At 32.4% G+C, this 21440-nt stretch carries 19 protein-coding genes and 1 pseudogene; 14 read left to right on the forward strand and 6 right to left on the reverse strand.

From position 1 onward, the window contains the following. The first annotated feature begins 119 nt into the window (after positions 1-119). The 5 genes and pseudogenes from CHLWT_RS01725 (at position 120) to CHLWT_RS09650 (ending at position 3635) form a co-directional block, all read left to right on the forward strand. Positions 120-476 (forward strand): hypothetical protein, encoded by a 357-nt coding sequence (locus CHLWT_RS01725; protein ID WP_111968594.1) that lies wholly within the window; start codon positions 120-122, stop codon positions 474-476. Beyond that, positions 476-1657 (forward strand): hypothetical protein, encoded by a 1182-nt coding sequence (locus CHLWT_RS01730; RefSeq protein WP_111999967.1) that lies wholly within the window; start codon positions 476-478, stop codon positions 1655-1657. Before CHLWT_RS01725 ends, CHLWT_RS01730 begins: the two co-directional genes overlap by 1 nt. Beyond that, the gene (locus tag CHLWT_RS01735) at positions 1654-1935 is read left to right on the forward strand and encodes a metal-sulfur cluster assembly factor (RefSeq protein WP_111999966.1); all 282 of its coding nucleotides are present in this window, start codon (positions 1654-1656) and stop codon (positions 1933-1935) included. Before CHLWT_RS01730 ends, CHLWT_RS01735 begins: the two co-directional genes overlap by 4 nt. A 632-nt stretch (positions 1936-2567) precedes the next feature. Beyond that, positions 2568-2777: pseudogene (locus tag CHLWT_RS09645) on the forward strand (HAMP domain-containing protein); the annotation flags it as partial. 87 nt (positions 2778-2864) lie between these two features. Beyond that, complete coding sequence (locus CHLWT_RS09650) at positions 2865-3635, forward strand: methyl-accepting chemotaxis protein (RefSeq protein ID WP_373924805.1); 771 nt, start codon at positions 2865-2867, stop codon at positions 3633-3635. Between the two features lie 27 nt (positions 3636-3662). Here the strand turns inward: CHLWT_RS09650 and CHLWT_RS01745 are convergent, their stop codons facing one another. After that, the gene (locus tag CHLWT_RS01745) at positions 3663-4535 is read right to left on the reverse strand and encodes a D-amino-acid transaminase (protein WP_111999964.1); all 873 of its coding nucleotides are present in this window, start codon (positions 4533-4535) and stop codon (positions 3663-3665) included. 94 nt (positions 4536-4629) lie between these two features. Between CHLWT_RS01745 and CHLWT_RS01750 the strand changes: the two genes are divergently transcribed. Then, a complete protein-coding gene (locus CHLWT_RS01750) occupies positions 4630-5133 on the forward strand; it encodes a hypothetical protein (protein ID WP_063999021.1) in 504 nt (167 codons plus the stop codon). Here CHLWT_RS01750 and CHLWT_RS01755 read toward each other — a convergent pair whose 3' ends face one another. The 3 genes from CHLWT_RS01755 to rsmH are packed head-to-tail and all read right to left on the reverse strand — an operon-like array spanning position 5134 to position 8275. Beyond that, positions 5134-7074, reverse strand: a complete 1941-nt coding sequence (locus CHLWT_RS01755) for an FUSC family protein (RefSeq protein ID WP_111999963.1) — start codon at positions 7072-7074, stop codon at positions 5134-5136. Beyond that, a complete protein-coding gene (locus CHLWT_RS01760) occupies positions 7074-7355 on the reverse strand; it encodes a hypothetical protein (RefSeq protein WP_111968599.1) in 282 nt (93 codons plus the stop codon). Before CHLWT_RS01760 ends, CHLWT_RS01755 begins: the two co-directional genes overlap by 1 nt. Next, positions 7352-8275, reverse strand: coding sequence for a 16S rRNA (cytosine(1402)-N(4))-methyltransferase RsmH (gene rsmH, locus CHLWT_RS01765; RefSeq protein ID WP_111999962.1), 924 nt, complete (start codon positions 8273-8275; stop codon positions 7352-7354). The genes CHLWT_RS01760 and rsmH overlap by 4 nt, the downstream gene beginning before the upstream one ends. 108 nt (positions 8276-8383) lie before the next feature. Between rsmH and CHLWT_RS01770 the strand changes: the two genes are divergently transcribed. From CHLWT_RS01770 to ftsZ, 4 genes are all read left to right on the forward strand, one after another. Further along, complete coding sequence (locus CHLWT_RS01770) at positions 8384-8962, forward strand: class II aldolase and adducin N-terminal domain-containing protein (protein WP_111968601.1); 579 nt, start codon at positions 8384-8386, stop codon at positions 8960-8962. Between the two features lie 126 nt (positions 8963-9088). Further along, positions 9089-10546, forward strand: coding sequence for a peptidylprolyl isomerase (locus tag CHLWT_RS01775; protein WP_111999961.1), 1458 nt, complete (start codon positions 9089-9091; stop codon positions 10544-10546). A gap of 4 nt (positions 10547-10550) precedes the next feature. Next, complete coding sequence (ftsA, locus tag CHLWT_RS01780) at positions 10551-11984, forward strand: cell division protein FtsA (RefSeq protein WP_063998670.1); 1434 nt, start codon at positions 10551-10553, stop codon at positions 11982-11984. A gap of 15 nt (positions 11985-11999) precedes the next feature. Next, on the forward strand, positions 12000-13154 hold the full coding sequence (ftsZ, locus tag CHLWT_RS01785; RefSeq protein ID WP_111948126.1) for a cell division protein FtsZ: 1155 nt from the start codon (positions 12000-12002) through the stop codon (positions 13152-13154). 14 nt (positions 13155-13168) lie between these two features. On the opposite strand, the gene CHLWT_RS01790 is transcribed toward ftsZ, so the two are convergent. Further along, positions 13169-15136, reverse strand: a complete 1968-nt coding sequence (locus CHLWT_RS01790; RefSeq protein WP_111999960.1) for a bifunctional C40 family peptidase/M15 family metallopeptidase — start codon at positions 15134-15136, stop codon at positions 13169-13171. A gap of 53 nt (positions 15137-15189) precedes the next feature. Here CHLWT_RS01790 and CHLWT_RS01795 point away from each other — a divergent pair, with 53 nt between their 5' ends. Both CHLWT_RS01795 and CHLWT_RS01800 read left to right on the forward strand, forming a co-directional pair. Beyond that, complete coding sequence (locus tag CHLWT_RS01795; RefSeq protein WP_111999959.1) at positions 15190-16494, forward strand: DEAD/DEAH box helicase; 1305 nt, start codon at positions 15190-15192, stop codon at positions 16492-16494. A gap of 21 nt (positions 16495-16515) precedes the next feature. Beyond that, positions 16516-16977, forward strand: a complete 462-nt coding sequence (locus tag CHLWT_RS01800) for a hypothetical protein (protein WP_111999958.1) — start codon at positions 16516-16518, stop codon at positions 16975-16977. Here CHLWT_RS01800 and lolA read toward each other — a convergent pair. Continuing rightward, positions 16974-17489 carry a LolA-like outer membrane lipoprotein chaperone gene (lolA, locus tag CHLWT_RS01805; protein ID WP_111999957.1) on the reverse strand — a complete coding sequence of 172 codons (516 nt, stop codon included), beginning with the start codon at positions 17487-17489 and terminating at the stop codon, positions 16974-16976. The two genes, CHLWT_RS01800 and lolA, sit on opposite strands and share 4 nt — an antisense overlap. A 121-nt stretch (positions 17490-17610) precedes the next feature. On the opposite strand from lolA, the gene secA reads away from it, so the two are divergent. Next, positions 17611-20181 carry a preprotein translocase subunit SecA gene (secA, locus tag CHLWT_RS01810; protein WP_063998665.1) on the forward strand — a complete coding sequence of 857 codons (2571 nt, stop codon included), beginning with the start codon at positions 17611-17613 and terminating at the stop codon, positions 20179-20181. Next, on the forward strand, positions 20182-21372 hold the full coding sequence (locus tag CHLWT_RS01815) for an ABC transporter permease (protein ID WP_111948132.1): 1191 nt from the start codon (positions 20182-20184) through the stop codon (positions 21370-21372). The last annotated feature ends 68 nt before the right edge of the window (positions 21373-21440 follow it).

Raw genomic sequence — 21440 nt, forward strand, 5'->3', positions numbered from 1 at the left:
TTTTTTATCTTTTACTTTATAAAATTTACAGGCGCCATAGATTTGGTATTGATTATCATCAATTATTATTTGCTAAACTTGGATTATAATTTTCTTAAATTTAAAATAAGGACATAAATATGAAAAACTATTTTGAGGGCTGGGAACAGTTTGAGCTAGATGGTGCGACTGTTAGTTTTTATAAAAAAAGTGAAAATGGAACTATTTTTATAGGCTTTGACAGCTCATCTTGTACGCCTCCAGGTCCCATGGTAAATGCTTCTGCGGCGTTAAATTTAGTGAAAGATAAAAACACAAAAGTAGTGATGATAAACCATAAATTTCCGGTTGGACTTATACCAAAAATAGAAGATATGTTTGATTACACTAATGAGAATTTAGAAGATGGTAAAGTGAAGTTGGTATTTAGTCTTAAAGGTGAAGCTAAGCGTATAGATGATACTTGTGGTTCATTTGCAAAAGGCACGACTTACTAATGGCAAAGCTATTAAATACGTTTGCACCGCCTTTTAAGCTAGTTGGAGCGTATTTTATCATAAGTATATGTTTTGCTATACTTAGTCTAGTAGCTCTTTTGTGGGCTGATTTTAGCGTGCTTACTGATCTAAAAACGGCTGCATTTTTTCATACGTATTTTATAGGATTTGTCATCAGCATCATCATCGGATCTATTTATCAGCTAACTTCTGTTGTGTTAGAAAGGCCGTTTTTTAGCTTAAAGGGTGCTTATCAAAATGTGTTTATTTATCTTTTTGGGCTAAGTATATTTTTAGTTGGAATGCTTGTTGGTAAATCAAATTTAATCTATATCGGCGGAATTTTATTATATATTGGTTTGTTGTATTTTGGAATGTGTTACTTTTTTACATTCATCGGAGCAAAATTTAAAAGTTTTTCTGCTTTTTGTTTTTTTGTATCTTCGATCTTATTTCTACTTGGTATAAGCGTTGGATTGTTGCTTGTAATGACGCTATTTGGAGAGTTTGAGTTTGATTATTTGATGATGCTTAGGTTGCATTTATATTTTGTATTTGGTTTTATATTTTTTGTACTGCTTGGAGCGTCTAGTGTTTTGCTTCCTATGTTTAGTTTAGCACATAATGTTAATTTTGGTTTTTATTATTGTAGTGTAAGTTTGTATATATTTGGATTTGTGCTTATTTTTATTTATCCATATGAGTCTGTTTTTACATTTTTGGCAGCTTTTTTGATGTTTATACTTCAATGTTATTTGATACTTAAAAATAGAGTTAGAAAGGCTTTGAACATTTGGAGTTCAAACCTATATTTTAGCTTTTTAAATTTGATATTAGCGGTTGTATTGTTTAAATTTAATCTGCTTGAAGAGGCGATATTTTGCCTATTATATGGATTTTTGTATCCATTTATAACAGCGCACATATATAAAATAATGCCGTTTTTGATATGGTACCATTATATATCTAAATTTGTAGGCAAGATAAAAGTACCTATGCTTGAAGATATGGTTTTAAAATATTTTGCTTACGCGGCTCTTATTTTAAATTTATTTGGAGTGCTTTTTTGGGTGTTTGGCTTAAAGTATATTGCTATTATATTTATTTTGATAAGCGCTATATGTGTATTTGCAAATATGATAAATTTTTTAAGATATATTAAATTTGGAGCTAAGTTATGAAAGACGAAATTTATGATGAATTAAGAAAAGTAATAGATCCAGAAATTGGCTTTGATATTGTATCTTTAGGGCTGATCTATGGTGTGGATGTTAGTGATAAAAAGGCTGTCGTTACTATGACTTTATCTACTCGGTCTTGTCCCTTACACGAGCTGATTTTAAGCTGGGTAGAAGATGCTGTTTTGAGAGTTGCAAACGAGTGTGAGATAAATTTAGTCTGGGAACCGACTTGGGATATAAGTATGGCTAGTGATGAGGTAAAAAATAGCCTGGGATAAGAATACAAATGGTTTTAAAGATAAAAATTGTCTAGTTTTATCATTATTTTTATTTAAGTTTTTTTGATATATGATTTCAAATCGGATTTTTTAATAAAGGCTTTATTATGAAAATTGATACCATCGGTAAAAAGATAGCTTTTAGTATGATTGCAGTTTTGTTTATCAGCTTTGTCATTATGCAGTTTGTTATTGTCAGTCAGTTTAACAGCTCGACAATGCAGATTGTAAAGCAGAACTTAGATATGTTAAGTAAGTCTATATTTCAGACGGTTCAAGCATCTATGAACACCGGTGATCCGGCTATAATAAGCAAAGCCATCAAAGACGCTGGAGATATACAAGGCGTATCTTCGATAAAAATATATAGATCTGATGAGTTAGCTGAGTCTTTTGGATTAGATAAAGTGCCCCCAAAAGATGAATATATCAAAAAACAATTTGAAAATCCAAAGGCGCAAAGTTTTGATATAAAAAATGCAGAAGATCGCACTCTTAGGCTGATTACTCCTCTTGTTGCAAAAACAGAGTGTTTGGCATGTCATGGTATGTCCAAAGAAGGAGATGTGTTAGGAGTTATGGATCTTTCTTACTCATTTAATACAATAGATAAAAATTTACAAAACAAAAGCATGGTATTTTTAAGTATTTTTGTTTTTTCTCTCATTATAACTACGTTAGTAGTGCTATTTACACTTAGAAGAGTTGTGATAAGACCTATAGCTGAGCTACTTTTAAAAGCAAAAGATCTAGCTAGTGGAGATGGAGATCTAAGCGCTAGGATCGCTGTGAAAAATGACGACGAGATAGGAAGGACTTGTAAAAATATAAATACCTTTATAGAAAAAATTCAAAATACGGTAAATATAACAAAAGATTGTGCTAAGAGCGTTGAAGACGAAACCGAGAATTTAAATAAAAATGCCGGAATGCTTTCAAATAGCGCTGAAGCTGGAAAAACCGGAGCTAAAACATCTTATGATATAAGTAAGCTTGTTAGTAGTGAGCTTGACGACTCTAAAAATATAGCTCAAAAAGCAGCAGATGCAAATAAAAAATCCTACGATGAGCTAGAAAATATGATAAGCTCTCTTAATCAAGTAGTGGAGAATTTAAACGCGTCAAATGTAAAAGAACAAGAGATAGCAGAAAGAACAAATTTAGTCGTTAAACAGACTGAAGATATGAGAAAGGTTTTAGACGTGATAGGCGAAGTGGCTGATCAGACGAATTTACTTGCTCTAAATGCGGCTATCGAAGCAGCTCGCGCTGGAGATATGGGTAGAGGATTTGCAGTAGTTGCAGAAGAAGTAAGGATTTTAGCCGAGAGAACCAATGACTCTTTAAAGGACATAGACTCAAATGCTCAAGGTATGATAAATGCAGTGCGTGAACTAGGAGTGCTTTTAAATGAAAATGCAAAAGATATATCTATCTTAAGTGATGAAGCAAATAAGTTAATGAGCCAAGCTCGCTCTACTCAAGAAACTACGTCGCAGTCCATGAAACTAGCTACAAAAGTCGCAAATAAAAGCGTTGATATAAATGTAAATATAGAAAAGCTACTAGAACAAACTGAAATTTCCGTCTCTCTTTTAGAAGACAATGCAAAACTTGCTAGTGAGTTTATACAAGTATCTGGAAGTTTGAAAAACGTATCTTTAAGCCTAGAAGAAAATTTAAATAAATTTAAAACTTGATATAGCCCTTAAATAGGGCTATATTTTTTAAATAAGCCCAGCCTCTTTTTTTAGCTTATTTGCGTAAAGCTCTCTTAGTTTTGGAGCGTATTTGCCTATCTTTCCATCACCGATAAGTTTGCCATCAGCTTTGATAACTGGTAAGAGTATAAGCGTAGCAGCACTGATAAATACTTCATCTGCATCATAAACTTCATTCATAGTAAAATTTCTTTGCTCTACTTTAAGTCCGATAAGACTTGCTAAATTTAGTAAATTTTTTCTACGAATTCCGGGTAATATCTCGTTTGAAAGAGGTTTTGTTATCAAAGTATCATTTTTAATGATAAATGCACTACTACTGCTAGCTTCTGTTACGAAGCCATCTTCAGTCATAAAACATTCATAAGCACCTGCTTTATAAGCTTCGTTTTTAGCGTAGCACTGCGCTAAAAGAGATATCGATTTTATATCTCTTCTTTTCCACCTTATATCAGGAGTGCTTATGATATTGATACCTTTGTTTGCATACTCATTATCAAAGATCTTTGTTTCATAGACGTATGCTACTAAGGTCGGCTCTAAGCCTTTTACAAATTTAAACTCTCTATCTGCGACACCACGAGTGAGCTGCATATAAGCGCCACCTTCTTTGAGCCGGTTTTTTTCTATAAGAGTATAAAGGATCTGTTCGAATTCATCTTTTTTCATAGGAAGTTCTAGTTCTATTTGTGATAAACTTCTTTGAAATCTTTCCCAAAATTCCTCCTTATCTACTAGTTTTGAATTTACAACAGGCACCACTTCATAAATTCCATCGCCAAATACAAAACCACGATCCAAAATGCTGACTTTAGCATCATCTTTATCTAAAAATTGTCCGTTTAAATAGACTATTTTTGAAGTTACTGGGGCTGGCATATCTTTGCTCCTATATAAAATTTGCGTTATTTTAGCAATATTTGACTTATTTTTGATATAATACAAGACTACAAAACGAATTAGAGTGAAAGAAATGTTTAGCAAAATAAAAGAATTTATATTTAAAAAAATGTTCGTAGTCTCTATACAGCCGGTTTTATTTAAAGATTTATTAGAAGCAAATTCATTGTTCAATGAAGGAATGCTAGTAGATCCGTCTAAACTAAATTTTAGATTTAGATATGGTAGATTTTATGCTTTATACTCGATTTTATGCTTTATATTTTTGTCTTTTATAGTTGTTGTTTTTCACGAAATTTTTGAAAAGATAGATTTTCACTTCTCTATAATCTGCACGATGATAATCACAGCGCTTGTTTTTGTTGGATTTGATTATTTTAAAATTTGGGCTAGAAAAAGTATGAGTAAAGAGCTCATAATGAGAGCGTGGAAAGTTCATTTTCCATACTTTCCGTATGATAAATACTCTCAAAAAATAGAAATCATATACAATGAAGCCATAAAAAAAGAGATACCTAAAAAAGATTTAGAAAAGTATGTTTTAGACCAACTCGTGTTAAGTGTTAGCAGCGCTTGATTATACTAAATTTGCGATCTTATTTTGTCTGTCTGCTATAAGTTTGATCAGATATATTATTTTTTTATCTTCGGATATGACTTTGTCATCTAATGTGTCATAAAAATAATATGGTAGTTTATTTACCTTCTTTTCTATCATCTCAAACCTTGTTTTTATGATATTGATATCAGATGTAAAGCCCATAAAGCCATTCCAACCGCTATGTTTTAGAAGCTTTATATAGTCTTTTAAATTTATGATCAAACTATTTATCTCGCTTAGATTTTTATAGATCTCTAAAGAGGCTTTAAACCCAGAATAATCTCTTTTATCACCTTCTAATACAGCTTGCTTATAAGTGTTTAGATCTTTTAGCACCGCTTTTTCATAAGTTGCGAAATTTCCGTTTTTGTGTATAAGACAAGCAGTTAGTTTGCCTAGGCTAAGCGTGACTAAAAGTAAATTTGAAGTGAGCTTTTGTTCTTCTATCTTTCTAAAAAATATAAAACCAACACCAAATGCAACTAAAAATCCTATCAAAACATCTGTAACTCGGTATATGATCAGCTCTAAAAAATCCGTTTTTATGATGGAAAATACAAGCACAAATGTGATCATAAAAGCAGATGAAAAGTATATGGTTGGAAATATTTTTAGGTAAAATGTCAAAAATACAAAAAACAAAACTATCACTAAAAACAGAAGCGTTGATTTTAAAAAATATATGATGACTAGCCCTAGACAAACCCCTATAAGAGAGCCTTTGATATTGTCAAAGCCAACAACTTTTGTCATATATGAGCTTGCTCTGCTGACGCTCAAAACTCCTATAGCTATCCAAACTCCATGATCTATCTTTGTAAGTTCTGCGATGAGTATAGCAATAGCTACGCTAAGGGCTAGTCTAAAAGAGTTTCTAACTGTATCGTTTTTTAAATTTATCTCTTTATAAATTTGTTTTAGGCTCTTTTTTGGCTTTTTGTCCAAAACTATATTATCCTCGCCGCCGTCTTTTATCAGCTTAAATTTATTATAAAGCACACTTAAAGAAGCGGCAAATATACTAAAATTTGATTTTTTTACTGCCTCAAAAGCATTTTTTGTTATATTTACTTTTTTATCTTGAAAGATATTTTTTAGCTCGGTTAAATTTAAAATGATCTCGTTTTGTATATCTTTTAAAAGCTTATCGTCTTTGATTTTTATAAAATATCTTTTAAGAGATATCAAAGAGTAAAATATATCTTCTATCTTATAAAGATAAAATATGGATTTTGAATGATGTATGATGATACGCTCATCTTTTATACTAGCACTTTTGTTTGCAAATATCTTTTTTATAGCATCTATATGGTCGCCACATTTTGTTGTTAATCCATCAAATTCTTTTGTATCAAATAAATTTTGACTCATTTTTATAACATCATCAAGCAGTAAATTGTATGTTTTTTTAGTAAATTTACCATAAGTTCCTATGTGTAATATTCTCATAAATGAGGCGATAAATCCGCCTAAAACAAGCCCTAAGAGTGAGTTTTGTAGCTCAAAATATCCACTACTTTGGACGATGAGAGCTACTAATCCAGTTACGTTTGCTATGCTTAAAACTTTATTTAAGTTTTGGTTAAATAGTGAGCTTATACCTACAAAAAACATCCAAATAAACATCGGTATGATCAAAAGCCAGCCTATATCATAAGCGATTTTAACAAATGGAAGAAACAGAGCTGAAATGGCTATGTATAAGTATAAATATTTTAGTTTTGTAAAGCTTGTTCCATCAAGCGAGTTTATAAAAAATATAGACATTGAAGCGTTTGTAGCAAAAATAGCGCCGTCCATACCAAAAAAATAGTATGACAAAACACCACAAAGCAGCATAGAAATAGAGGCTTTTAATGCGTATGTAAGTCCGAAATTTGCAGGATCGTAAGTTTTTATAAATTTATAAAGCCACATTAATAACTCATATTGTCTATTATCTGATTTTTATACCTTATCTTTTCTAGTTTGGATTTTAGCTCTTTATTTTCTTCTAAAAGCACATTTAATTTATTTCTTAGTTCGGCTATATCGCGACTAGTGTAGTAAATTTCATTTGCGATATAAATTTTAGGAAGTGCTACTGCAAGTATCAAAAGCAATATCAAATAAGCGATAAAAAGTGATCTTACGCTTAGATTATGCTCAGTTTTTTGGTACTCGTCGTGGCTTTGTAATAGTTGCTCTTTGTCGTTCATTTTTGCCTCAGAATTCTAAAAGTTCTAAGCTTAGCACAGCTGCTTCTAGAGTTTGTTTGCAGCTCTTGTTTTGACGCACTTAGCGGTTTTTTTGTTATTATTTTTCCTATGGCGTGATTGTTTCCACATTCACATCTTAGAGCGGAGTTTGGGCATATACAGCTTTTTTCCCACTCTTTGAATTTAGTTTTTACTATTCTATCTTCTAAAGAATGAAATGTTATGATATCTAAAACAGCATCTTTGATCTTGGAATCTTCTATATGTTTGAGTAAATTTTCTAGCTCATTTAACTCTTTATTTACTTCTATTCTGATTGCTTGAAATACTAGCGTAGCTACTAAAATGGAGCGATTTTTTAAATTTGAGCGTCCGATGATGCTTGCTAGCTCTTTTGCGCTTGTTATTTTGGATTTTTGTCTATAAGCTACTATCTTTGTCGCTATGCTTTTTGCATTTGGAAGTTCGCCATATTTATAAAAAATTCTTGTTAATTCATCGAGCGAGTATGAGTTTATCAGCTCTTTTGCGTCAAAAGTTTGCGATTTATCCATTCTCATATCAAGAGTATCACTATTTATGCTAAAACCCCTCTCATTTAGATCTAGCTGCAATGAGCTAACTCCGATATCTGCTAAGATCCCTTTGATATCATTAGTTTCTATTTTTTCAAAGATAGTTCCAAAAGTGCTTTTGTGTATCTCTATTCTATCTTTGTATGGTCTAAATTTTTCATAGCAAAAACTAAGCGCGTCATCATCTCTGTCACAAGCTATGATTTTTAAATTTGGATTTGATCTTAAGATAGCTTCACTATGCCCACCATAACCTAAAGTACAATCAAGTATAATTCCGCTTTTTATCTCTTTAAATGAGTCTAGAATCTCATTTAGTAAAACCGGTATATGTGGAGATTCCAAAAATCTATCCTTATTTTTATTTTGATTAAATTTGTTATCCTATCATAAATTTAATAAAGTTGTTATAAAATTTGTTGTGTTATAATGACAATAAAAATCGGAGCATAAATGAATATAGAATACTCCATGAACGAGATAAAAAAGATATCTGGATCTATGTTTAAAAAGAACTTTTTTGGCGTTTTTCACGGCTCTATCTCGGCTAGGATAGAACATAATCAGTTTATAATAAACAAAAAAGATGCTATATTTGACGGACTTAGCAATGATGATCTAACTCTGCTTTTTTCAAAGAAAGATTATCGTTGGAATGATGCTAGTATAGATAGCGATATTCATCAAAATATTTATAAAAATATAGGAGAAGCAAAATACATCTGTTATGCTATGCCGCCGTATCTGACTGCTTATAGTTTAGAACATGCCAGTATAGAGCCAAGAGACTATTTTGGCGCTATGAAATTTGATAATATTTTTGTCTATGACCCTAAGCAATTTGATGATTGGTATGAGAGGGCGCCGTTTGAAATTTGTAGATATATGATAGATAAAAAGACTAACGTTATAGTAATAAAGGGCTATGGAGTATATGTTTATGAAAGAACTGCTTACAATCTTGCAAAAACCGTAGCATTGCTAGAAAATAGCTGCAAACTGTTAAGCTATGCGTATAAATTTATGCAGTAAATAAATTTAGTAAAAAAGTTTGTAAAATTTTACAAAATTTAATTTTAGCAGTTGATTTTAAGGTATTTTAAACACAAACTTAGATAACATTTTATCGTATATTGTCATTTAAAACAAAGGAAAATTATGATCACTTGGATGCAAAAGCATAAAAAGTATTTAGTTGTCACTATTTGGGTAAGTACTATAGCGTTTGTTGGAGCTGGTTTTGTAGGCTGGGGAGCGTATGATTTAAACAGCAACAGAGCAACTTCAGTGGCAAAAGTAGGAAACAGAAATATAAGCGTCCAAGAATTTCAGCAAACTTATGGCGATTTATATAATTATTACTCTAGTTTATCAGAGGGTAAATTTAGCACAGAACAAGCTGAAGAAATTGGCTTAGATAAGATAGCACTTGATAAAATCATAAGAGAGAATTTATTTTTAAATTACGCTGATGAGCTTGGATTAGATGCAAATAACCAAGATATTATAGCTTATTTGATGAATGATAAGAGTTTTCAAGTAGATGGTAAATTTGATAAAAATAGATATGAAGAAACTCTAAGAAGAGCTAGAATAACCCCAAAAGACTATGAAAACGCTCTAAAAAATAAGATTTTATTAGATAAAATGTTTAATGCACTGAATTTAAAAGCTACAACATCCGATCTAGAGATGCTTTCTTCAAGTTATTTTATGAAAGACAGAGTTGCTTTACAGATCGTAAAAGCTAGCAGTAATGATATTGTTATAGATGAAAATGAGCTAAAGAAATTATGGGAAAAAGACAAAAACAAATACCTTACAAAAACAGAATATTTTTTGGATACAAAATATATCTCTAAGTTAAATTTAGATGTGAATAATACGGTTTTAATGGCGTTTTTTGAGGATAATAGAGGAAATTACCGCGATATCGCGGATAAGCTTTTGAGTTTTGAAGAAGCTTTGGAGTCTGTAAAGAGAGACTATATACTAAAAAATAGTAGAAAATTTGCCCTTGAAGAGTATCTAAAAATAAAAAAAGGTGAAAGTAACGCTACTGAGCCTATGAAGATATTTGAAGATGCTCAAAATTTCCCTATAAACGAACTTGCTAAAGCTCAAATTGGTGAAGTTTTAAAACCTTTTGAGTATAAAGATGGATTTTTGATAATCAAGCTTCAAAAAGTCGCTAGGCCAGAAGTTATGAGCTATGAAAATGCTAGGAGTGAGGTTTTAAAAACCTATGAAGAGATAAAAATCAGAGAAAAACTTGAAGAAAGAGCTAAAAAGGCTTTAGAAAACTTTAATGGTAAGGATATCGGATTTATCACTAGAGATAGCAGAAAAAGCGTTGATGGACTTAGTGAGACTGAATTCCTAAGTTTTGTTATGAAGTTATTTGAATCTCAAAACAAAAAAGGCTATGTTGTGCTCGATGGAAAGGCTGTTGTATATAATATTTTGGAACAAGAATTGCTTAATAGCGATAAATTAAAAGAGTACAACAGTCTGCTAGTTCAAAATATCGGTGCTATCAAAAACGCTCAATTGCAACAAGATTTATTAGATACATTGCAAAAACGTTATGATGTAGAATTATATTATAGAAGGTAATATCGTGGGAACTAAGATACTTGGTATAGATATTGGATCTACTCAAATTTGTGCTGTAATGGCAGAATGTGAGCAAAATAGCACAAGAGCAGATAACTCTGTAAAAATAATCGGTATAGGAACAGTAAAAGCCCAAGGACTTAAAAAAGGTTCTATCACAAATATAGAATTAGCATCAAACTCTATTAAAGCAGCAGTCAATGATGTGATGAGAATAGCTGGAACTAGATATGATAAAGTTGTAGTTTCTATATCTGGTAAAGATGCAAAAAATATCGATTGCAAAGATGTTATAAATATACCAGAACGTGAAGTTAATATAAAACAGATTGAACGTGCTATAAGTTCTGCTGAGTATAAAGTCAAGATACCTCACGATTATGAGATTATCCATACACTTCCATATAATTTTAAGATAGATGAGCAAGATAACATAGAAGATCCACTTGGTATGAATGGCTCTAGGCTTGAAGTTCAAGCTCACATAATAGTAGTTCAAAAATCAGCACTTATGAATTTAAGAAAAGCTATAGAAAAAGCAGGATTAAAAGCGGATAATGTCGTACTCTCTGGTTACGCATCTGCTATAGCTACGTTAAATGAAGATGAAAAATCTCTTGGAGCTGTACTTATAGATATGGGTGGAGCTAGTTGTAATATGGTTATTCATTCTGGAAATTCTATAAGATATAATGAATTTTTAGGTGTAGGCTCATCGAATATAACTATAGATCTATCCACTATCTTACATACTCCCCCAACTGTAGCAGAAGATATAAAAGTAAAATATGGAACTTTAAAAAATCAAGAAAATGAGCTTATAGTACTACCTGATCTTGGCGATGAAAACTCATCTCACGAAGTCGATATAAGCGTGATAACAAAAGTTATCTATATGCGCGTAGAAGAGACTCTTATGATACTTGCTAAAATGCTTAGTGAGAGTAATTATAAAGACTTAGCAGGAGCTGGAGTTGTCTTAACCGGCGGAATGACAAAACTCGAAGGTCTTAGAGAGCTAGCAACTGCTGTTTTTGATAGTATGCCTGTGCGTGTTGCAAAACCAAAAGAGCTAGATGGGTTAGTTGATGTGCTTAGAGATCCTGCGAATTCATGTGCTATAGGACTTTGTCTATATGGAGCTGGATATTTTACTCCTTATGAGATAGATTCTGAGAGAAAACTAAGATATAAAGACGATCCATTGGTGAAATATCAAGGACTTATTTCTATCAAAGAGATGGATGATGAGCGTGAGAAAAATTTTATTAAAATAGACGAAAAGGAAGATGAGATAAACACAAAAACTCAAAATTATGAGAATTTAGACCTAAAGATAGAGAGTGTTAGTTTGGATAAAAAAGCTACTGTAAATACAATAAAAAGTAGTATAAATCCTTTTTCTAAATTTATTAATTATTTAAAAAATCTGTTCTAAAATAAGGGAGATATGATGAGCGATTTTATAGTCGAAGAGAACAAAAACGTTTATGGTGCAAAGATTAAAGTCGTCGGAGTGGGTGGCGGTGGCGGCAATATGATCAATCATATAGTAAGAGAAGGTATAAATAACCAAGATGGTATGAAAACAGTTGATCTTATAGCAGCCAACACAGACGCTCAAGCCTTAGATGGCTCCTTGGCTACTACTAAAATACAGTTAGGCGAGAAAAAAACAAGAGGTTTAGGAGCTGGAATGCTACCTGAGGTAGGCAAAGAAGCTGCTCTTGAGAGCTACGAAGAGATCAAGACTACACTTGAGTACTCAGATATAGTATTTATAGCCTCTGGTTTTGGCGGCGGTACTGGTACTGGAGCAGCTCCTGTTATAGCTCAAGCTGCAAAAGAGATAGGAGCGCTTACGGTCGCTGTTGTGACTACTCCGTTTTCTTTTGAGGGTAAAAAAAGAATGAGACTAGCACTAGAAGGTATAGAAGAGCTTAAAAAAGAATGTGATAGCATAGTTATCATACCAAATCAAAAATTGATGGGCATAATAGATAAAAAAGCCGGTATAAAAGATAGCTTTAAACAAGTTGATAATATTTTAGCGCGCGCGGTGAGCGGTATGAGTTGTATAGTTTTAAATTCAGGTACAAGCGATATAAATCTTGACTTTGCCGATGTTAGAACTGCTATGAGTCATAGAGGCTTATCTCTTATGGGCGTAGGTGAAGCTCAGGGCGAAGAAGCGGCTCAAGAAGCGCTTAAAAACGCTATTCAATCTCCGCTACTTGATGATATGAATATAAAAGGCGCTATGGGAGTTCTAGTTCATTTTAAATTTCATCCAAGTTGCCCTATGAGCGATATAAGCGAAGCTATGGTTATGATAGAAGAAAATGCGGATCAAGACGCCGATATTTTCTTTGGAACTCTTGCTGATGAGAATATGGAAGAAGGAAAAGTTCAAGTGACTTTAGTCGCTACTGGATTTTACGATAAAACATCAGCCGTAGCACAACCGGCAAAAGAAGCTGAAATAGTCGTAGAGAAAAAAGAACAAAATGTTTTTGGTATGTATAGAAGGGTTTCTGGTTATGATATAAATATACCAAGCTCTGATGATCTAGATATCCCAACTGCTAGTCGTTTTAGACAAGACTGATAAAATCTTCTCCCTTAATAATCAATATCGCCCATTAGCTCTGGGCGATATTCAAAATGCATAGTATCAAAGTGTTCCCATCTGCCACCCCATATAAATCCATTCTTTTCGAAAACATACACTATCTCTTTTGGGATTAGATTTTTATATTTTTTATGCCATTGCCAATAATGACTATTAGCAACATTTATATCTATGGCTATACCCCAGCTGTGAGCTGATAGCTGATCTGTTTTTGCTATATTTCTATAGTTGAAAGTTCCTGCTATATTGTCTATATATTTTAGTAAATTTGGATCTTTTTTTATCAGTTCGTTTAACTCATCGCTAACTTTTTGAAGTGAAGCTGCGGCTCCAAATTTGGCGTTGAATTTTATTTTTTTATTTACACTATCTTTTAGCCAGACTACATCTACTAAATTTGATATAACCTCTTCTTTATTTTTGCCATATAGCTTAGAAAAAAACTCGCTATTTCTTATTCTTCCAGCGTCTATTAGCTCTTCATCAAGCGGCTTTAAAGCATTATAATCAAGGCTAAACATATCTTTTATACTTGGGTTTTTTAGTAGTGCTTTAAAGTCTTTTTTAACTCCGTCATCATAAATCATACTACTTCCATCTTCAAAAATCGCTACATTGTCTATCACTTTTATAGAGTAGGCTTTTTGAAGCGATAATATATTTTTATCGATTATCGTATTTAAAGACGTTATTTTTGATAGCAGTAGAGACTTTTCATCTATATTGTCATATCCTTTTCCTATCTCAAGGTCTGTTATGGCGACTTTTCCTATCATTGCTCTACCGCCGTCTTTTGTGCGTATGCCCCAAGCGTCATGTATGCTTACTAGTTTTCCATCTACTTCGCCGCCATAGATCATTATATGTCCAGGCATATAAAGCAAGCTTAAAAAAGGGAGGCCGACTTTAGAAATGATCTCTTTTTTTTCTTTATTGCTTAAGTTTTTTAGGTCTATCATTTGTCCTATTTTTCCTTGTTCTTTTGAATTTCTAGGAAGCCAAATTCCAAAAGAGCCAAAGAAATCTTTTATAAATAATGAACAATCCCTAAGGTAATTTTCTCCGCCCCAGCCGTAATTTTGTCCAAGTAGCTCATTTAATGTATTTTTTAGATTTGCATTGTTTATGGATTGAAATTTTTTGGCATATTTCTTATCTACTGCGAATTTGTTGTTAAATTTAAAATGCGTGGTATTTTCATCTGTGTATGGAAAAATCCCGCCAAGTCTTGAGTAAAACATAAATTTGCCATTGTCATCTAAAATAGACGCATTATCTTTTACAAAAACCCCAAAGTTGTATTTTTTAAATTCATCTACTTCTTTTTTGCTTAAAATCTTTAAGTTTTTGCTAGGCACAAAACCCCAAAGTGCATCACTTTTTACAAATGCAAAAGCCCTATCTTTGCTAAAATGAGATATCATAACCGGATGAAAAGCACCTATTACTGAATCTTGCAGATAATCAAATGGATATCCTTCTCCGGCTTTTTTAGGATCTAAAAATAGTTTATCATTTGTAGGAAAGTTTCTAATTAAAGTATTTGAAAGCGTGATGGCAGGTTTAAAAACAGTGCCTAGCTCATCAAAATTCGCGTTTTGTTTTTGATATGAAAACCATTCTAAATTCCTTGGTAGTTTGCTCTCGCCAAAATATTGTTTTTTGCCGTTATAAGCATTGAAAGCCCACATAAGATCTGATTTTTTTTCTTTAATAGACTTCATTTGCCAGACTGAAAAAAGCTTGTCTAAAAACTCTTTTTGCCCCATATCTAAATTTAGTTTAAACTCACTAAGGATAGAAGCGTTTTGTTCGTATTCTAAATTTAAAATAGCTGGAGCTTTGTTTGCTAAGCTTAAACTAGTTGGGGCTTTGTTTGATACATTTAAAGTAGTTGTAGTTTTATTTGCACACCCTACAAATAAAAGCATAAAAATAGTAAAAATAACCCTTTTCAAATATCTTCCTTTTAGTTTTTGTGTATAATTATATCAAAAAAATAAGGGACATTTTGTTAGACGAAATTTTAAATATTTTAAAGACTTCAAATTTATTTTTGACAGGCGGTGGCGGAGTTGGTAAGAGCTACTTGACTAAAAAAATCATAGAGCATTATAATAAAAATGAAAAAAATGTAGTTGTCTTAGGAAGTACTGGGATAAGTGCTATAAATATCGGTGGCGTTAGCGTTCATAGCTTTTTTAAATTTGGTATATCGCAAAATGAGGAGATGCTAAAGTTTTTAGACAAGAAGCAAAAATCAAAGCTAGCTGAGCTAAAAGATATCTTAAAAAACACCGATCTTATCATAATCGATGAAATTTCTATGCTTAGTAGCGAACTGATAGAGATGATAAATTTACGCCTTATTTGGGCTAAATTTAGTGGCAAGATACTTTTTGTAGGGGATTTTTACCAACTTCCGCCTGTTAAAAATAAAAGCCAAAGTTCGCTTTTTGACCAAAGTTATGCTTTTCATGCTAGTGCGTGGCATAGTTTAAGTTTGACAAATGTTGAGCTTTTGGTTTCTAAAAGAACTAATGATATAAAGCTTTATAACATTCTCTCAAAGATACGAATTGGGGTTTTAGATGATGAGATTATAAGTTTTTTAAAAAGTAGGATTATAAAAGATATCCCAAAAGATCTAAGCGTTTTGTTTGGAAAAAACAGCGAGGCAAATGCTCTAAATAGCGCAAGACTAAAAGAGATAAGATCTGATTCTAAATTTTTTAGTGCAAAGATAAACGTGTATGATGATAGGCTAAGCGATGAAGTGTTTGATAAATGGGTACAAAATATAAATTTACCTTATGAGCTTGAGTTAAAAATCGGTGCAAAAGTTATGTTTATCACAAATAAATGGGGCGAATACCACAACGGCGAGCAAGGAGTTGTGGTGGATTTTGTAAGCAAAAACGATAAAGAGTTTATCTGCATCAAAAAAAGCAATGGAGATATAATACAGATCGAACCTTACAAGTATGAGCTTTATGAGTTTATTTCAGATAATAGTGATGTTTTGCAAAATATCAGGGCTGATTTTGAGCAGTTTCCGCTCAGACTTGCTTATGCGATCACTATCCATAAAGCACAAGGTATGAGCATAGAAAAATTTGTATGCAATCTAGATAATATCTTTGAAGCCGGACAGCTTTACGTCGCACTTTCTCGTGCCATAAATCCAGATGGGCTTTATATAAACTATACTAAAAATATGGATTTTGAAAAATATTTAAGAAGTATCGTTAAAATAAATCCAGAAGTAGATGCTTTTTATAAAAATACAAACTTTATAAAAGAAGATATAAAATAAAATTTAATCAAAGGAATAATGATGAAAAAATTTATTTTAATGTTTATGCTTTGTCAAGCTGTTTTTGGCGGATCGCTTATTATAAATGATTTTCAAAGCGATCTGTATTCAAAAGCAGGTGTAAATAATATGAAAAAGATCGCTATGAATTTAGAACTTATCACTAGAGATGAAAGTGTGGATAAAGCTCCTATTTATGATGCTATAAATGTTATAGTAAGTAGTTTTTATGTTGAAGATATGATGACTTCTTTAGGTAAAGAAAACTTTAAAAAAACGCTAATACAATACATAAGCAAAAAATACGGCATAGATATCGATGAAGTCTATATCATAAGCCTAAAAACCATAAATGAAATAGATATCGAAAAGATTATAAAAGCTATAAAAGATAGAGATCTGTGCGGCTCTAGCAAAGATATAAATTTAAATAACGACACAGATATAATCAAGGATTTTGGAAAAGATTTTGGCGAAAATTAATTGCTTAAAATATCGTAATTTTCTGGGATATTTGGTTCAAGCAAACCTTGATTTATAGGCTCGTTTTTTCTAGTTTTTGATAGTTTTATGCTAACTTTGTTGTCTAATTTATCGATATAATCTATACTAGTTGGCAGTCCATTTTTTACTTTTATAGTATATGTTGTGTTATCATACAAGGCTTTATAAGTGTCTTTTGATGCCATTTTAGCTTGTGAAAGTATGTTTGTTAGATTTGGTGAATCTTTTAGATCAGTAAGTATGGCTTGCTCTAGTTCTGGCTCTAGTATAGTGACTCTTCCGTAGTTAAAATATATAAGTTTAGTAGCAGGTGTCTTATAGTGCCAAAATGCACCTAGATCTTTGTGTATGGCAAAGTATCCTGAGTATGTGATCTTTTTTGTTTTGCTACTAACAGTTTGTGTAAAATCGCTAGAAAGCGTGTTAAAGTCAAGCTCGTTTGCCCCAAAACACATAGTAGCTAACGCAAACAAAACCAAAATTCTCTTCATCTGTTTTCCTTTTTTTGATCCGTGGTTGTGAGGCGGATTTTATCCAAAATAATATAACAAAAGAATAAATTTATGATTTTTGGATAGAATATAGCTTTTAAATTTACAATAAGGTTAAGCAATGATAACAGCTATTGCAAAGAAGATCTTTGGTACTAGAAATGATAAAGAAGTTAAAAGATATTTTAAGCGAGTTGCTCTGATAAATGCTCTTGAGAGTAAGTATTCAAATTTAAGCGACGATGAGCTAAAAGCAGAATTTAATAGACTAAAAAGTGATCTAATAAGTGGTAAAGCAACAAAAGACGATATTTTAAATGACGTATTTGCAATAGTAAGAGAAACAGGAAAAAGAACTTTAAATATGCGTCATTTTGATGTCCAGCTAGTCGGCGGTATGGTTTTAAATGACGGCAAAATAGCTGAAATGAAAACAGGCGAGGGCAAGACTTTGGTCGCAACTCTTCCTGTTGTTTTAAATGCTATGGATGGTAAAGGCGTGCATGTAGTTACCGTAAATGATTATCTTGCAAAAAGAGATGCTGAGCAAATGAGCGCTATATACAACTTTTTAGGTCTTAGCGTTGGTGTGATACTTAGTGGAGAGTATGACGATGAGAAGAGAAAAGAGGCTTATAATAGTGATATAACTTATGGAACAAATAATGAATTTGGCTTTGACTATCTGCGTGATAATATGAAATTTGAGTTTAGCCAAAAAGTTCAAAGAGAACATAACTTTGTCATCGTCGATGAGGTAGATAGCATTTTGATCGATGAGGCTAGAACTCCTCTTATCATCTCAGGACCTACAAATCGTACTCTTGATGGCTATATAAAAGCAGATGAAGTAGCTAAAGCTATGATAAGGGGCGAAGCTGCGGATCCTAAAATCCCAAATTCAAAAGCCACAGGAGACTTTGTAGTAGATGAGAAAAATCGTACTATAATGATAACTGAAGCTGGTATCGCAAAAGCTGAGAAACTTTTTGGGGTTGAAAATTTATATGATTTAGAAAACGCTATTCTTAGCCATCATCTTGATCAAGCTCTAAAAGCACATAATCTTTTTGAAAAGGACGTTCATTACGTAGTAAGAGATAATCAAGTTGTTATCGTAGATGAATTTACCGGACGACTTAGCGAAGGTAGAAGATTTAGCGAGGGACTTCATCAGGCTTTAGAAGCAAAAGAGGGCGTAAAAATTCAAGAAGAGAGCCAAACTTTAGCAGATATAACGTTTCAAAATTACTTTAGAATGTACAAAAAACTATCTGGTATGACAGGAACTGCGCAAACTGAAGCTACAGAGTTTTCTCAAATTTATAAATTAGATGTTATAAGCATACCTACAAACGTTCCTATTAAAAGGGTTGATAAAGATGATCTTATATACAAAACTGAAAATGAAAAATTCAAAGCCGTTATCGAAGAGATAAAAAAGGCAAATGCAAAAGGACAACCTGTCTTAGTCGGAACTGCAAGTATAGAAAAGAGTGAGATATTTCACAAAATGTTAGTTAAAGAGAAAATAGCACACTCTGTTTTGAATGCTAAAAACCATGAAAAAGAAGCTGAAATAATAGCTCAAGCCGGAGCAAAAGGCGCCGTAACTATAGCTACAAATATGGCTGGACGTGGTGTTGATATACGTATAAATGATGAGGTTAGAAGTCTTGGTGGGCTTTATATCATAGGAACCGAACGCCATGAAAGCAGACGAATAGACAATCAGCTTAGGGGTCGTGCAGGACGCCAAGGCGACCCAGGACTTAGCCGCTTTTATCTTAGTCTTGAGGATAATCTTCTTAGGATATTTGGTAGCGATAAGATAAAAGCTATTATGGATAGATTAGGAATCGAAGATGGTGAAAGTATAGAAAGTAGGCTTGTCACAAGAGCAGTAGAAAATGCTCAAAAGAAAGTAGAGAGTCTGCATTTTGAAAGTAGAAAACATATACTTGAGTATGATGATGTAGCAAACGAGCAAAGAAAAACTATCTATAAATATAGAAATGAGCTTTTAAATCCTCAGTATGACTTGAAAGATAAGATTATATCAAATAGGGAAGATTTTGTAAAAAGTCTTTTAGATCAAGCCCTTATATATGAGAGTGGCATAAGTAGTGAATTTAATATAGAAGCACTTATAAACACTGTTTATAGCAATAGCGGAACAACGCTAACAAGCGATGAGTTAAGTGGGCTTGACTATGCTGCTCTTATCAAAACTATCTGCTCTAAGCTACAAAAAGATTATGAAGATAAGATGTCTGTGATAGATGAAGACCAAAGAAAGAACATCGAAAAAGTCTTATATCTACAGATATTAGATAATGCTTGGAGAGAGCATTTATACCAAATGGATATCTTAAAAACAGGTATCGGACTTCGTGGATACAATCAAAAAGATCCACTAACTGAGTATAAAAAAGAAAGCTATAATCTTTTTATGGAGCTTGTAAGTAGGCTAAAAAATGAAAGCATAAAAACGTTGCAGATAGTAAGATTTAAAACAGAACAAGACGAAGCTAACTCTATAGAAAAAATAAAAAAGAGTGAAGAAAACCAAATAAGTAGAGTATCAAATTCAAAAAAACCTGCTAGAAATGAGCCGTGTCCTTGCGGTAGCGGAAAAAAATATAAAGATTGTTGCGGTAAGAGTGGCCCTAAAAAAGGAATATTTGCTTAAATGGTAAAATATTTACTCTTAAAATATTTAAGGTTTGATAAAAGTCAGCCATTTATAACGCTTTGTTCGGTACTTGCTTTTTTAGGCGTTAGTGTAGGGCTTATGGTTCTTATCGTGGCTATGGCTATCATGAATGGTTTTGATAAAGAATTTGAAAGAAAACTTTTTACTATGAACTATCCTATAACAGTGCTTAGTCATCTAAAAGGTAGTATATCAAGCTGGGAAGTTGATGAGCTTAGAGAAAAATTTCCAGATCTTAAATTTAGCCCTTTTATCAGTTCTCAAACTATCATAAAGGGTGAAAATGCCATGGAGGGCGGACTTATTTTCGGAGTTGATTTTAATGATGAAGTGCTGATAAACTCAGTCGTAAATGAAGCTCTAAAAGGTAAAAGCATAAGTGGCTTTGAGATACTTGTAGGAAAAGGCATAAAAGATGAATTTATGCTAGAAAATGGTGAAAAAGTAACCTTGATATTTATGCAAAGCGATCCTACTGGATTTTCACTAGTTCCAAAGATGAAGAGATTTACTGCTGTAGCGGACTTTAGCTCAGGGCTTATTGCTTATGATAAAGCATATAGCTACACAGATGTCAATGCTTTGCGAAAGATACTTGGATATGAAGATGATAAATTTGATGGCATACACATATACTCTGCGACACCAAAAGAAGACATAGCTAGGATAAATGCAGTTTTGCCAGTTGGCAAAAAAGCTATAGGCTGGTGGGAGCAAAATGGGAATTTTTTTAGTGCTTTAGCTTTGGAAAAAAGAGCATTATTTATAGTTTTGATGCTTATCATTTTAGTTGCTAGTTTAAATATCATAAGTTCGCTTCTTATGACCGTGATGAATCGCAGACAAGAGATAGCTTTACTTCTAGCCCTTGGAGCAAGTAAAAGCGAGATAAAAAAGAGTTTTTTTGCTCAAGGACTTAGCGTGGGTGGGAGCGGTATAGTATTTGGGCTGATCCTTGGACTTTTTGGAGTTTGGTTGCTTGGAAGTTTTGATATAGTAAATTTACCAGCAGATGTTTATGGAAGCTCTAAATTGCCTATGGAGCTATCTTTCATAGATCTTTTTATGATAGTTGTAGGCGCTATATTTATAGTATGTTTTTCATCGTATTATCCTGCTAAAAAAGCTAGCAACGTAGATATCTTGACAACGCTTAGAAATGAGTAATTTATAAATTTAGATAAATTAAATTTGATCTTTTGATTGATATTTTTTAAAATCGATATTTGACTTTG

Origin of the sequence: Campylobacter hyointestinalis subsp. lawsonii, from assembly GCF_013372165.1 — a bacterium.
Classification (GTDB): Bacteria; Campylobacterota; Campylobacteria; order Campylobacterales; family Campylobacteraceae; genus Campylobacter; species Campylobacter lawsonii.

What these genes read in the sequence shown, in the direction of transcription:
- CHLWT_RS01725 (WP_111968594.1), top strand. Translation starts at nt 120, where the DNA reads ATGAAAAACTATTTTGAGGGCTGGGAACAGTTTGAGCTAGATGGTGCG.
- CHLWT_RS01730 (WP_111999967.1), top strand. Translation starts at nt 476, where the DNA reads ATGGCAAAGCTATTAAATACGTTTGCACCGCCTTTTAAGCTAGTTGGA.
- CHLWT_RS01735 (WP_111999966.1), top strand. Translation starts at nt 1,654, where the DNA reads ATGAAAGACGAAATTTATGATGAATTAAGAAAAGTAATAGATCCAGAA.
- CHLWT_RS09650 (WP_373924805.1), top strand. Translation starts at nt 2,865, where the DNA reads ATGCTTTCAAATAGCGCTGAAGCTGGAAAAACCGGAGCTAAAACATCT.
- CHLWT_RS01745 (WP_111999964.1), bottom strand. Translation starts at nt 4,535, where the DNA reads ATGCCAGCCCCAGTAACTTCAAAAATAGTCTATTTAAACGGACAATTT.
- CHLWT_RS01750 (WP_063999021.1), top strand. Translation starts at nt 4,630, where the DNA reads ATGTTTAGCAAAATAAAAGAATTTATATTTAAAAAAATGTTCGTAGTC.
- CHLWT_RS01755 (WP_111999963.1), bottom strand. Translation starts at nt 7,074, where the DNA reads ATGTGGCTTTATAAATTTATAAAAACTTACGATCCTGCAAATTTCGGA.
- CHLWT_RS01760 (WP_111968599.1), bottom strand. Translation starts at nt 7,355, where the DNA reads ATGAACGACAAAGAGCAACTATTACAAAGCCACGACGAGTACCAAAAA.
- CHLWT_RS01770 (WP_111968601.1), top strand. Translation starts at nt 8,384, where the DNA reads ATGAATATAGAATACTCCATGAACGAGATAAAAAAGATATCTGGATCT.
- CHLWT_RS01775 (WP_111999961.1), top strand. Translation starts at nt 9,089, where the DNA reads ATGATCACTTGGATGCAAAAGCATAAAAAGTATTTAGTTGTCACTATT.
- ftsZ (WP_111948126.1), top strand. Translation starts at nt 12,000, where the DNA reads ATGAGCGATTTTATAGTCGAAGAGAACAAAAACGTTTATGGTGCAAAG.
- CHLWT_RS01800 (WP_111999958.1), top strand. Translation starts at nt 16,516, where the DNA reads ATGAAAAAATTTATTTTAATGTTTATGCTTTGTCAAGCTGTTTTTGGC.
- lolA (WP_111999957.1), bottom strand. Translation starts at nt 17,489, where the DNA reads ATGAAGAGAATTTTGGTTTTGTTTGCGTTAGCTACTATGTGTTTTGGG.
- secA (WP_063998665.1), top strand. Translation starts at nt 17,611, where the DNA reads ATGATAACAGCTATTGCAAAGAAGATCTTTGGTACTAGAAATGATAAA.
- CHLWT_RS01815 (WP_111948132.1), top strand. Translation starts at nt 20,182, where the DNA reads ATGGTAAAATATTTACTCTTAAAATATTTAAGGTTTGATAAAAGTCAG.